A 13,001-nucleotide genomic window follows, 5' to 3' on the forward strand; every position below is an offset into this window, starting at 1 on the left:
TGATAGAAACAGTCATTTTTGTGTTTGTCTAAGGCGATGTTTCATCAAATTGTAAAAACGCGGTCTATTTTATGTGATTTTACTCATAAATGTATGTTCATGTTTTTGTTGTGTTTGTTGTTAATCGCTGTACAATTTGTACTTAGTTAATCATTACGGAAACTGGCAATGAAAAGAGAACAAACGATTGATAAGCTCTATCAGCTAGCCGAACAAACTCAACAAGTTCAGGCTGACCGAATTGAGATTATTTTGGAAGAGCGAAGTGATGAACATTTCCCTCCAATGTCTAAAGCTATGATGGAGACTCGTTCTGGTTTAACGCGTCGTAAGCTCGATGAAGCGATCACTAAACTTGAAGCTGATGGCCATCAGTTCACAAAGAACAACGCTAATCATTACTCGATTTCATTGACAGAAGCTCACATGTTGATGGACGCGGCAGAAGTGCCGAAGTTCCATGAACGTAAGCAGCACGCTGACAATAAGCCATGGATTATCAACGTACAAAACCAGAAGGGTGGTACGGGTAAATCAATGACAGCAGTTCACTTAGCCGCTTGTTTGTCTCTGAATTTGGATAAGCGCTACCGTATCTGTCTGATTGACTTGGACCCACAGGGCTCTTTGCGTCTGTTCCTAAATCCACAAATTAGTGGGGCAGAGCACGACAGCATCTATTCTGCCGTCGATATCATGTTGGACAATGTGCCTGAAGACCAAGATGTCGATCTAGAGTTTCTTCGTAAGAACGTACTATTGCCAACTCAGTATCCAAACCTGAAGACAATTTCTGCTTTCCCAGAAGATGCGATGTTTAACGCTGAAGCGTGGCAAAGCCTTTCACAAGATCAGTCACTTGATATTGTTCGTCTGTTAAAAGAGAAGCTTATCGACAAAATCGCCGATGATTTCGATGTGATTATGATTGATACCGGCCCGCACGTTGACCCTCTAGTATGGAATGCAATGTACGCGTCGAACGCACTTCTGATTCCATGTGCAGCTAAGCGTTTGGATTGGGCTTCAACGGTTAACTTCTTCCAGCACTTACCAACGGTTTACGAAATGTTCCCGGATGATTGGAAAGGTCTCGAGTTTGTTCGTCTAATGCCAACCATGTTTGAAGACGACAACAAGAAACAGGTGTCAGTTCTGACGGAAATGAACTACCTGTTGAATGACCAAGTAATGATGGCAACCATTCCAAGAAGCCGTGCTTTTGAAACCTGTGCTGACACTTACAGCACGGTTTTCGATCTAACGGTGAGCGACTTTGAGGGCGGTAAGAAAACTCTAGCTGTTGCTCAAGACGCAGTACAAAAAAGTGCTCTAGAATTAGAGCGCGTATTACATAGCAACTGGCCTTCACTTAATCAGGGATAACAACAATGGCAATTAAAACATCTGACTTAAATGCAAAGCTATTTGGTAAAGCAAACAAACGTCGCGTAGCAACACCACAAGAAGCGCAAACAGCGGCAAAAGAACAGGCTCAAGTGATCGAGCTTTCTGTTGCTGGCGAAGATCTGGTTTCATTTGAATTGGTTCGAATTCCTGCGGCTGAAGTGGCAACTCGAACGGTTGTTTTTGAAGAGAACGCTCGTGAGCAATCTTTCTTAAATGAGCACGCGCTTTCTGATGTTCTTACAACATTGAAAGAACGTGGTCAGCAATACCCTGCGGTCGGTCGTAAGAACAAAGACGGTAAGATTGAAGTTCTTGATGGTAGCCGTCGTCGTATGTCATGTATTTTGGCTGACAAAGAGTTCCTAATCTATGTTGCTGAAAACATTAACGGCGAACACGCTAAGTTCCTATCAGACGTAGCTAACGCTCATAAACCGCTTTCTCTTTACGAGAAGGGCAAAGAGATGCAAGCGAAGCTGGACAAAGGCGAAGCTGAAGACCAGAAAGCACTGGCAAAAATGTTCCAGTGCAGTGAAGCTTTGGTGAGTGGTGCATTGAAAGCAGCCGCTTTGCCACTTGAATTGCTACAAGCTTACCCAAATGTGAGCGACCTTGGTCGTCCAACTATTGTTAAACTGCACAAGCAGTTTGGTGGATTGACGAGTGAACAGCAGCAAACACTGCTGACTAAGTGTGATGCTTCTGAAGGTTTTGTATGGCAGCGTAGCGAAGCTCAAGGCGTAACTCGTCTAACCAAAGACGTGACCGAAACATTGGAAGGTTGGATTCTTGAATTGGCGCCAGCGCCAGCGAAGAAAGCTTCTCCAAAAGTTGAGCTTATTAAGGGCCGCGTATCATACAGCCGCAAGGGTTCAAACTTGGCGTTGAACCTTAAGAAAGTTGATGACGCAACAATGGAAGAAATCCTCGCCTTCGTACAATCGAAGCTCGACTAAGTCGACGACTTTTCATTACTCCTCTAAAGCCGCTTTATGCGGCTTTTTATTTGGCTGTGATAAACTGTGTTTAGATGAATCTGGACGCTAACTATGACAAACCCAACCAACACTTTTCTACATACACTTTCTAATATTGCTCAGCATAACGATCACCGTTACGGCGTGGTCTTTGATGGCGATTTTGATTGGCAAAACTCTGCTGTTTTTACCTTCCTTCAAGATTCAAACACTCCGAGCATCTTCCAGGTTGGCGGTACGCCATTTGAAGGTGTGATTCATGCTCCAGTCAAAAAAGGCCAACAACTGCTTGGTCGTGAGTGCCAAGTTCTTGTTTGTGATTTTAGAGAGCAGTTCGATGCGAATGGTTTTAGTGCCGCGTTGGGTTCGTTAGTTGGTGGTGGGTTGTTGTTGGTGTTGCCGCCAAAAGTTAATGCCTCTGAAGATAGTGAAAGCTTTGGCCAACGTTGGTTAAAACGTCATTTCGATAAACTGATTTCTGTTTCACAACACAATGAAGCCGGCGATGTAGTTCAAGCAACTCACGCTCTTCCTCAGATGCAAAGCGCCCAAAACGGATTGGATAAATTTGAACAGCAAAACACGGCTGTTGAATTAGTCAAAAAAGTGGTGTCTGGACATCGTAAACGTCCTTTGATTCTCACTGCGGATAGAGGGCGTGGTAAAAGCTCGACATTGGGTATTGCCGCAGCGCAGCTGTTAGTTGAGCGTCACGGTTTTAATATTATTGTTACTGCACCTTCAGTGAAAGCGGTAGAGCCGGTATTTTCTCATGCTGGCCAAGGGTTGGAATCTTGCGAAGTGGTAAACGCTACTCACATTCGTCATCAAGGTGGCAGTTTAAGATTCGTCGCAACAGATGAATTACTTAAATCTAAGCCTGATTGCGATCTGTTATTGGTTGACGAAGCAGCTGCAATTCCAATTCCGATGCTTAAATCCATGGTCGACATCTATCACCGTATGGTCTTTTCAACCACGGTACATGGTTACGAAGGCAGTGGGCGAGGGTTCGGTATTAAGTTTGAGTCTTGGCTTTCTGAGCATCGTCCGGGGTGGAAAGGCTTTAAGCTCGAACAACCGATTCGTTGGAATAACAAAGATCCGCTAGAGGATTGGTTGTTTGATTGCTTTCTACTTGGTAATGACGCATCAGTCACTGAATCGGCGGTTGATGAACTCGATGGCTTTTCTGCTGACGCAATCAAAAAATTAAACTTAGTCGAGTTATCAAAAGCAGAATGCTTGGCTAATCCTGAGCAGCTACAACAATGTTTTTCTCTTCTTGTGGATGCGCACTATCAGACCTCGCCTAATGACTTAATGCAGTTTCTCAACAATCCAGCAATCCGTTTATACGCCGCTTGGCAGCAAGGTGAATGTTTAGGTTGTATGTTGGTGACGGAAGAGGGTGGTTTGGACAGCGAGTTGATTACTCAAATTCAACTTGGAAAACGCAGGCCTCAAGGTCACCTTGCTCCAGTATTACTGGCAAACCAACTTGGCTGTACTCATGCGGCGAGCAGTCGTTGCCTTCGAGTGATGCGCATTGCCGTTTCAGCGCGTCATCAAGGTTTGGGTATTGGCCGTTGGATGTTGGCTCAGTTATCACAGCAAACCAGCCAAGCAGATTATCTGGCGACAAGCTTTGGCGCGACCAGCGAATTGATTTCTTTTTGGCGGCGTAGTGAATTTGAAGCTGTGCACATCGGCCACCAGCGAGATCAGGCAAGTGGCTGTCACTCGGTTCTGATGGTTAAGGCGCTTAACTCAAACTCTCAAGGCTGGATAAACCAAGTTCAAAATCATTTCGAGCGTATCTACTGTTTTCTTGTTTCAGGTTCTTTGGTTTCACTTGAAACCGATATGGTGCGAGATCTGCTGCCAAAGAGTGTCCAAACCGTTAGCGAGTTTGAAACTCAGTTAGTTAGAAATTACGTGAACGGTGGCAACAGTTATGATGCGATCAGCTTCAGCGTACTGAACTTGATTCTACTCAGTAACGATCGAAACGTAGGTATTTCTGACTTACTCATCGCAAAGGTTGTTCAGCAGAAAGAGTGGGAGGCTTGTGTCGAACAGTTTAATCTGGTTGGTCGTAAACAAGCAGAGATTCAGTTTCGTAAAGATGTCGATGCTCTGTTAGCAAATTTACAGTGTAAATAGGCTAGCCATCATTTAAATAGACTGACCGCTACAAATTAGATTTACAGTGTAAATTAGAATCTTGGATTTACACTGTAAACTGAAGCTCCATATTCAAATCCGTTTTTACCCTGATTATCTGTTACATCACTTCTGTTTCATCTCTCCACTACAGCCTTTAATCTTCTAAAGCTATTCGCCTTTACTATCTAGCCCTACATCGAATCAACATTCAATCGCACGAAATATTCTGAAAAAATTTTCCTATGTATTTGTAAAGGCGAAGCAGATCATAAAATGTGTAAGTCTTATTTATGAGTCATGTTTGCAGAATCGAAAGTAAGTGATGTGACGCTGATTATTCTAATAATGTGATACTCAGCGCAGAATGAATTATATAGACTGAATAACAACTGAGTCATTAGGGATACTCAATTCGAATGTGGGATAACATCGTTACATTGTCGGAAGACAAGCAACAAGTAATGGCATGTCTGCCAACCGGGACTGTGGTTGACGCAAGCTTTGATAACAAGACGCTGCCACCAACCTTGGAAGCTTTGAATGCATCAAACTATTTTCTTTTCGAAGAAGAGGTGTTGCGTTTCGTTACTCTTGCTAAAGAAGGTAAGGGTGAAGCTTATGAAGGAATCTTGATTGCCGAAGTTCGAAATGCCACTGTTGCGGTCGAACTGTCTGATGATGAGATGTTGGCGAGTCTCGTGGTCACTGGTCCCTACAATGGACACCCGCTGCGTGGCAGCGACATCATTCAGTGTTTATCTCAAGCTCAAATAACAAAAGGAATAAATAAGTTAGCGCTCAGAAAGGTTCTGATGATGAGTAGCAAACTTAAGTCCGGTGAAAAGTTTACTCAGCCCGTAGCTAAAGGGACACAACCAGTAAAAGGTAAAGACGCTAAGTTTGCCGCTTTGGTTGAAGACATTACTCGCCAAGTCTTGAAGCCTCGCAGCAAAGACGAAGGCAAGATTGATATGCGAGACTTGGGACAAACCATTACCGTTGGTCAAAATGATCACTTAATGAAACGTACCCCCGCTACCAAAGGTATCGCTGGCTTTACCGTTCAAGGCCGAATTATCCCACCGCTTCCTGGACAAGACAGTTTAATCAAGCCTGGAAAGGGCACTTACATCTCCCCTGAAGATCCCAATTTACTACTCGCCTCACACCCTGGATTGCCCATCATTAAAGACCGAACCATCGAAGTGGATGACGCCTTATGTGTCAGCAACGTCGATGTCTCAACTGGGCACGTTAAATTTAAAGGTAATGTCTTTGTCTCTGGCAACATCGAGCCGGGGATGATCGTCAAGGCGACCGGAAGTGTTACGGTTGGTGGCTTTATCGAATCGGCCGAAGTGCAAGCTCAGGGGGATATCAAAGTCGCGAAAGGCATTATCGGCCACACGACCAAAGAGGGTGAGCCAAAAAGTTGTAAGGTATTCAGTAAAGGCTCTATCACAGCAAGCTACGCACAGAATGCCGAGCTACAAACGGCCAATGACCTTCGACTTGGTGTGCACAGTATGAGTAACGACATTCGCTGTGGTAACAACCTTATCGTGATGGACAGCTTGAAAAAACACGGCACGCTAAGCGGTGGTGAAGCCAAAGTTAGCGGAAAAGTAGAATGTGTCTTCTTAGGTGTTGAGGGAGACACCGCAACTAAGGTGCATGGTTTTGCGCGCTACGATGGTTACCGCCAAAAGATAGCTGAGCTGAAGGAAACTTATAAATACACTCAAGAGCAAACCATGGGTGTGATTCGCCAAGAGTTAGAATTTAAGAAGCGCCCGAAAGCAGAGAGAAGCGAAGAGCAAGCCCTAGAAATAGAGCAGCAACGTGAGAAGAACAACCTCGCAATTGAAAACACAAAGTCGCAGTTAGATACACTCGAAGCAGAGTTTGAAACCAATCTTGCTGAATGCACGGTAGAGGTACACGAAAAAGTGTATACCCGAGTGACGATTCAATTTGGTGATGAGACAGTCACAACCAAGCGGACCCACGGCGGAAGTGTTTTCTCATTCAACCAATACGAGATCCAATGTTCGTTTAAGATGGAGCAAGAGGATATTGCTTTGTAGACTTTTGTGCTGAACACAAAGTGACGTATTGTCTAGGTGTCGATACTGACAAATAGAAAAAGGGGAGTTGATGCTCCCCTTTTGCTTTCTACTGATAATGATTTATTTAGGTGGATTGCGCGTTTTAGCTAACCGCTCTCACTCGGCCTTGTTTAAGGTCTGAAAGAACCTGTGCTTTAGGACCATCTGCAATGATGCAGCCTTTCTCCATTACGATCACTCGATCGACAATGTCCAACATCGACGTTTTGTGTGTAATCAGAATTAACGTCTCGCTTGGTAGCAATTGGTTAAGTTGGTGTTTGATGTGCATCTCTGAACGGTTATCCATAGCACTGGTCGGCTCATCCATCAACAACACTGGCGGCCGGCCAAGGAAGGCTCTAGCAATGGCAATTGACTGACGTTGACCACCAGACAGCAAGGCACCACCTTCACCCACTTGGCGTTCCAAACCTGCAGGATCTTGTTGAGTAAACGCGGTTACCCCTGCACGGTTTGCTGCATCCATCACGTCACGGTCATCCACCAAAGGACGACCTAAAGTAATGTTGTCTCTTACTGAACCGTAGAACAGGTTACTGTCTTGCGGAACACAACCTATATTGCGTCGTACGTCGACATGATGCAGCTGCTCCATATCCGTGTCATCAATACGTACATGGCCTTCTGTGGGCTTGTAGAGGCCCATAATCAGACGTTCTAGTGTGGTTTTACCTGAACCAATACGACCAATGATTGCTACTTTCTCGCCTGGACTAATATTGAGGGTTAAGTCTCTAATTGAAGCAACGGGTGAATCTGGGTAGTGAAACGTCACTTTATCTAGCGCGATATGGCCCTGAATAATCGGACGGTGAATGTAGCGTTTACCTTCTTCTTGTTCATCAGGCATCGACATCACTTGCTCAATCAGAGTCATTGATGACTTCGCTTGGTTGTAACGAGTCGAAAGCAAAGATAACTGAACAAGAGGACCAATCGCTCGGCCGCTCAACATGGTTGCAGCGATCAAGCCACCCATCGTAAGTTCACCTTCTGCAATTAGATACACGCCAAAGATGATCATACCAACGTTAGTACTTTGCTGAACAAAGCCGGCGGTGTTTTGGATGCTGTCAGTGATGCGTCGGCTTTTGATATTCCAATTCGCCATGTGAGCAACAGCTTCTTCCCAACGGAATTGGAATTGGCTTTGCGCGCTGAACAGCTTAACCGTCTCTAACCCTGCCAAACTCTCAATCAAGTTTGCGTACTTCTGCGAAGCAAGACGAGAGCCTTCTTCAATGGTGCGGCGCAGTGGGCCTTGGATTAGCAATGCATAGACGATCAAAATGACCACGCCAGCAACGGGAACGAATACAAGGTTTCCAGCCATTAGCCAAATTAGCGCTAAGAACATCAGTGCGAACGGTAAGTCGATTAACGAGCCAATGGTTGCAGAGGTAAAGAATTCACGAATGGATTCGAACTCTTGCAAGTTTTTAGCGAAAGCACCGACGGAAGCAGGCTTCGCTTCCATACGAATCCCCAGTACTTTACTGAACAGCTTGGAGGAAATGAGAATATCGGATTTCTTACCGGCAACATCAATGAAGTAGCTTCGCATCAATTTGAGCAGCAAATCGAATAGGAACACGACAAAGATACCACTCGCTAGCACCCACAAAGTTTCAAAGGCGAGGTTAGGGACTACTTTGTCGTACACCAAGCGAGTGAACATCGGCGCGGCAATTGCGAAGATGTTGATCAGAATGGAGGCGATCAACACATCTCGGTAGATGTTTTTAGATTCCCAAATCGTGCTCCAAAACCAATGCCCTTTACGTGTTTTTAGAACCTCTGGTGAACGTTCATCATAGCGAAACTGCTTCTTTACCAAGAAGTAGCGGCCGATGAATTGTTCTTTCAGCTCTTCGACAGGAATGATGATTGGCACCATTCCGCTTTCCGCTGTAATGATTTCCGCTTCTTGCTTCTCTAAATCGATACTGTTGAGAACGCACGCCTCACCTTGTTTAAGCAGTAAAACGGCAGGCAGAATCAGGTGAGGAATCTTTTCTAAGTCGGAACGGTTTTCTTTCGCCACCAATCCTGCTCGCTCAGCAGAACGTGGGAATAGGAAAGGGGTTAGCTTTCCGTCTGATAGTGGTAGCCCATTGATCAACGCTTCGGGCGAGTTAGCTAACCCGTAATACCGGCTAACGTAGATCAGTGAGTTCAATAGTGGATCTTGCATGTGATATAACCCTTACAACTATTTATCAACAATGAAGCCTTGGAACACTTCTACGTAGTTATCAGACAGAATATCTAGCTGAGTCTGAGTTTCTATTCGAGACGCGATGGTGGTGACGCCTAGGTTGTGAGCGGTTCTAGAGATCGACGTTAAGGTGAACTTCTGTTTTTCGTCATCAAGGTTATGTGTGAACAGATAATCTAGTTTCACATAACTTGGACGGTATTCGTTGATGTAATCCAGTGATTGGAAGTTACGCCCATAGTTATCGACACCAAACACCGCTTCAGCGTTGCGAATGGTGTTACACAAGAGTGCCGTGTAGTGCGGAACGTTGATGAAGCAGTTTTCTGGAATCTCAAAGTGCAATAGGTGAGCGATTGAAGCATTCTGTTCAAGCGTCTTACCGATCCAACGGATGAAGCTTGGTTGAGATATACTGCTTGGCGAGAGATTAATAGCGACTGGGCTGGTTACTTCTTTTGCATTGAGCTTTTCAACCATCTTCTCAATAACGTATTGGTCGAGAATGTGGCTCATTTCAAGCTGTTCTAGCGCGTATAGATACTGGTTAGCACCGTAACGCACGCCATCTTTTTCAATCGCAGAGAACACCTCTTGGTGATACGTTTTACCAAAGGCATTGTTTGCAGCCTGCAAACGGAAGGTAATGAGGTCGTTGATGATCGCTTCTTCAACCAACATACGCCATTGTTGTTTGCCCATCACTGCGCCGTGATCGTCTGCGGTTACGTAGCCGTAAGCAAGTTCTCGATTCGCCTTGGCACTTGAGAGTGCGTTATCCACCAGCGACATGATTTCAGTACTGGTTTTACGCCTGTTGCTGTAGGTCACACCAAGAGCAATATGTGGATTCGCAGTGCCTGTTGGGTCTGAACCTAGGCTCTGGATACAGTTTACGATGCTGCTCGCGACAAGTTTCAGTTCGCTCTCATCAATGTTTGGCATGATGAAACCGAACTCGTCACTAGAAATACGAGCGATGGTGATATCTGGAGATGAAATTGAAGCTTGCAGCTGTTCAGCCAGTTGATGAACCAAGGCATCACCTTCTTGATAGCCCTTTTCATCGTACTCTTCACTGATAAACTCCGCTTTAAGTACCGCTAAACCACCTAAGCTCGACTCCTCTAACCATTGAGTTAACTGAGACATGTAGTAAGCACGGTTACCTAGCTGAGATACAGGGTCGATATATGCTCTTTCACGTAACTTCTGAGCTTCTTTCGCTTGGTTTTTAAATGCCAGTTCAACTTGAGTCGACATGTGGTTGATACCATCGACAACCAAGGTGAGATCTTTTGTCTTTGGACGAGCCAGAGGTTCGCCAAACTGATTCTTGGCGATCTGATCCATCTTCGTAATGATCAACGAGAGCGGGCGTAAAGCGCGCTTAAGGATCCAAGAGATAGACACCAAACCGAGCAAGAAGATCGTGCCAAATATGCTCAGTAAGCGGATGAATGCTTGCCAAAGTTGATCGTAGGCAGGGCCTGGGTGACTTACGATCTCGACCTCGGCCAATTGCATCCAGCCACTGGTGATCACGCGGCGGTCATGAACAGGCTCGAACAGGTTTAGGTTGGTAAACCACTCTGGTACGCCAGTTGGCTTTACAGGGTATGAGCGGAGAATGTCTTCACCGCTATCGAGAAAGATCAATCGAACGACTGAGTAAGAACTGCCATCAAACAGGGCGTTGATAACAGACTCCACTGCCACCTTGTCCTTTTCTTCTAGGTAAGGGGCGAGAGCCAGTCCAACAGTATTAATGGTATTACTTACCTCAGAGCGTTGCTGCTCCTCTAAGTATCCACGGGTGGTATTGAATTCGATCATAAAAACTGACGTCATCAGCAGTATGAACACTGCAACCATCCCGACCACAAGCTGTTTATATAAAGTCATTGTACCTACTCATCGTAATTGATAATGGGTTTGTTTAATTTTAGAGAGCGCTCACGTGAACGTAAGTCGTTCCATAAGCTCAATCTTGAAGATTTCCCTGCCAACTTGCCGCTGCCTGCTGCCGACTTGATCAACCAAAGGTTTTTACCGTTAAAACTGTAAATTGGTCTTAGATCTGGGCGTTTGGAACCGCGTTTAATTTCAGGGTTTAAGTTGTCCAAAATTAATGGCTCTGCACTCGGTGTTGAGTAGTAAGCTAACACCATGTGGAACTGGTTTAGTTCCAGTGCTTTTACGTACACTAATCGTAATTTCTTATCTGGGACGCCCAGTTCAAGCAAAGAGAAGTATTTTGCGATTGTGAAGTCTTCACAATCACCGGCGTTGCTGCCTAAAAATTCCAGTGGTGTTGCCCAGTAATCATTCTTTCCCCACAGTATGTTGTCATCGACAAAGTACATCTGGTTGAAGAACTGGTTCACCGACCTGAGCTTCTCTTTTTCACTTAATCCGTCGTATGACGTCATATTTGAGCGCCATGTTGCCACTCGCTTTCCGGCTCTATCGCCGTAGGTTTTGGTCACTGCATCTATCCACCGTTGGTCGCTCTTGTTGAGCGCAACAGAGGTGAAAGAGGTGAGGACCAGCAGCAATAGCGAAATCCGAGACTTCATAGCCTCTGCTCTTGTCTATTTGCTGTGTATTGAAAGGCGTTATCAAACATCAAACGTCATTACTCTTTTAATGCATTGTTTTGAGCGCTTAATAGTGGCTTCAACATGTACTCAAGCACGGTTCTTTTACCCGTGATGATATCGACAGAGGCGGTCATACCTGGAATGATTGGCAACTCTTCGTTCTGTCCAAAATTGTGTTTTTCGGTGCGCACGCGCACGATATAGAAGCTATTGCCTTCTTCATCTTGAGTGGTATCGGCACTGATGTGCTCTAACACGCCTTCTAGACCACCGTACTTAGTGAAGTCATAAGCACTGAATTTAACGATGGCAGTCAATTCTGGGCGTAGGAACGCGATATCTTGCGGGGCGATTTTCGCTTCAACCAATAGAGAGTCTTCTGTTGGTACAATCTCAACGATGTCCATACCCGGTTGGATAACCCCGCCGACAGTATTAATACCCAATGTTTTAACGGTGCCTGTTACAGGAGAAACCACCACGGTACGGTTTACTCTGTCTTCTAGGCCAACGGCAGATTCGGTCATTGCAGAGAGCTTATCTTGCGCTTGATTGAGCTTTTCTTGTTGTTCGGAGCGGAAGTTCAGTGCGGCATCAATACGGCTGAGCATGGATTCTTTGATTGCTGAGCGTAGCAGAGGGATTTTTAGCTCGCTTGAGGTCATTTCTCGGCGAGTGTCGTTCACTTGTCTTTGCAGTTTAAGTAATTCAATTCGTGGTACCACACCTTCATCGGCGAGGGGTTTGGTGATATCCAGTTCTTGGCGAGCAAACTGGTAACTCTGTTTTAGGTTGCGAACCCGCGCCTTAATCTCAACTAGGTCTTGCTGTTTCTGTTCAACTTGTTGATCAAAAACAGAAAGTTGGTTTTTTAGGTTATTGAGATCTTGACGATATTCGGCTTTTTGGCGATTAACCAGTTTAGGCTGAAGCTCGTAGAATTTTGGTGGAAAGGCGAGTTTACCGTAATCAAGCAACACGCTTTTTTTCCACTCTTCAACAGAGAACTCTTCGTTAATGACGACACTGGTTAATGAAGCGGATAGCATCAACACGTTGGCGGTTAAGTTCGCCACTTGTTGTTCACGTTCGCGGAAGTCCGAACGGAATCGAGTGTCATCGATCAACAGTAGCTGCTGACCTTTCTGAACACGTTGACCTTCTTTAACTAAGATCTCTTTAACTAAGCCACCTTCAAGGTTTTGCACCACTTGGATTTGAGAGGAAGGGATCACTTTGCCTTGGCCAACGGTAACTTTGTCGATCTCTGCCCATGCAGACCACCCAATAGCAGCAATAAAAAACAGAACGATCACCCACAACATAATTCGCGCACTGGTGGGCGTATTGAGGAGTAGTGCCGCTGTTTTATCATCGACATACTCAAGCTCGGTCTCGTTCAATTTGCTGAAATTTTTCTGACTCATAACAGTCCTTGTTCGCTAAATAAAAGTGCAAGCCTATTGAGTGTATTCTTACTTTTGATAAATGT

At 45.1% G+C, this 13,001-nt stretch carries 8 protein-coding genes; 4 read left to right on the forward strand and 4 right to left on the reverse strand.

Features of this window, described 5'->3' with window-relative positions; all coding sequences use genetic code 11:
• Positions 1–168 precede the first annotated feature (168 nt).
• From AB6E30_RS03845 to AB6E30_RS03860, 4 genes are all read left to right on the forward strand, one after another.
• A complete protein-coding gene (locus tag AB6E30_RS03845) occupies positions 169–1,386 on the forward strand; it encodes a ParA family protein (protein WP_081229176.1) in 1,218 nt (405 codons plus the stop codon).
• A gap of 5 nt (positions 1,387–1,391) precedes the next feature.
• Complete coding sequence (locus AB6E30_RS03850; protein WP_017061212.1) at positions 1,392–2,366, forward strand: ParB/RepB/Spo0J family partition protein; 975 nt, start codon at positions 1,392–1,394, stop codon at positions 2,364–2,366.
• A 93-nt stretch (positions 2,367–2,459) separates the two neighbouring features.
• Complete coding sequence (locus tag AB6E30_RS03855) at positions 2,460–4,553, forward strand: GNAT family N-acetyltransferase (RefSeq protein ID WP_372102663.1); 2,094 nt, start codon at positions 2,460–2,462, stop codon at positions 4,551–4,553.
• A gap of 419 nt (positions 4,554–4,972) precedes the next feature.
• Entirely contained in the window at positions 4,973–6,643 is a 1,671-nt protein-coding gene (locus tag AB6E30_RS03860) for a FapA family protein (RefSeq protein WP_372102665.1), read from the forward strand.
• A 124-nt stretch (positions 6,644–6,767) separates the two neighbouring features.
• On the opposite strand, the gene AB6E30_RS03865 is transcribed toward AB6E30_RS03860, so the two are convergent.
• The 4 genes from AB6E30_RS03865 to AB6E30_RS03880 are packed head-to-tail and all read right to left on the reverse strand — an operon-like array spanning position 6,768 to position 12,936.
• Positions 6,768–8,882 (reverse strand): type I secretion system permease/ATPase, encoded by a 2,115-nt coding sequence (locus AB6E30_RS03865; RefSeq protein WP_017061209.1) that lies wholly within the window; start codon positions 8,880–8,882, stop codon positions 6,768–6,770.
• A gap of 18 nt (positions 8,883–8,900) precedes the next feature.
• Positions 8,901–10,811, reverse strand: coding sequence for a LapD/MoxY N-terminal periplasmic domain-containing protein (locus tag AB6E30_RS03870; protein WP_372102667.1), 1,911 nt, complete (start codon positions 10,809–10,811; stop codon positions 8,901–8,903).
• Positions 10,812–10,816: 5 nt separating this feature from the next.
• Entirely contained in the window at positions 10,817–11,485 is a 669-nt protein-coding gene (locus AB6E30_RS03875; protein WP_019823329.1) for a transglutaminase-like cysteine peptidase, read from the reverse strand.
• 59 nt (positions 11,486–11,544) lie between these two features.
• Positions 11,545–12,936: an HlyD family type I secretion periplasmic adaptor subunit gene (locus AB6E30_RS03880; RefSeq protein WP_048660519.1), complete on the reverse strand. Its 1,392-nt coding sequence runs from the start codon at positions 12,934–12,936 to the stop codon at positions 11,545–11,547.
• Positions 12,937–13,001 lie beyond the last annotated feature (65 nt).

Source organism: Vibrio sp. 10N.247.311.12 (assembly GCF_041467515.1).
In the GTDB taxonomy this organism is placed as follows: Bacteria; Pseudomonadota; Gammaproteobacteria; order Enterobacterales; family Vibrionaceae; genus Vibrio; species Vibrio crassostreae_C.

Coding starts and splice junctions, on each gene's coding strand:
- AB6E30_RS03850 (WP_017061212.1), top strand. CDS start 1,392: ATGGCAATTAAAACATCTGACTTAAATGCAAAGCTATTTGGTAAAGCA.
- AB6E30_RS03875 (WP_019823329.1), bottom strand. CDS start 11,485: ATGAAGTCTCGGATTTCGCTATTGCTGCTGGTCCTCACCTCTTTCACC.
- AB6E30_RS03870 (WP_372102667.1), bottom strand. CDS start 10,811: ATGACTTTATATAAACAGCTTGTGGTCGGGATGGTTGCAGTGTTCATA.
- AB6E30_RS03860 (WP_372102665.1), top strand. CDS start 4,973: ATGTGGGATAACATCGTTACATTGTCGGAAGACAAGCAACAAGTAATG.
- AB6E30_RS03845 (WP_081229176.1), top strand. CDS start 169: ATGAAAAGAGAACAAACGATTGATAAGCTCTATCAGCTAGCCGAACAA.
- AB6E30_RS03865 (WP_017061209.1), bottom strand. CDS start 8,882: ATGCAAGATCCACTATTGAACTCACTGATCTACGTTAGCCGGTATTAC.
- AB6E30_RS03855 (WP_372102663.1), top strand. CDS start 2,460: ATGACAAACCCAACCAACACTTTTCTACATACACTTTCTAATATTGCT.
- AB6E30_RS03880 (WP_048660519.1), bottom strand. CDS start 12,936: ATGAGTCAGAAAAATTTCAGCAAATTGAACGAGACCGAGCTTGAGTAT.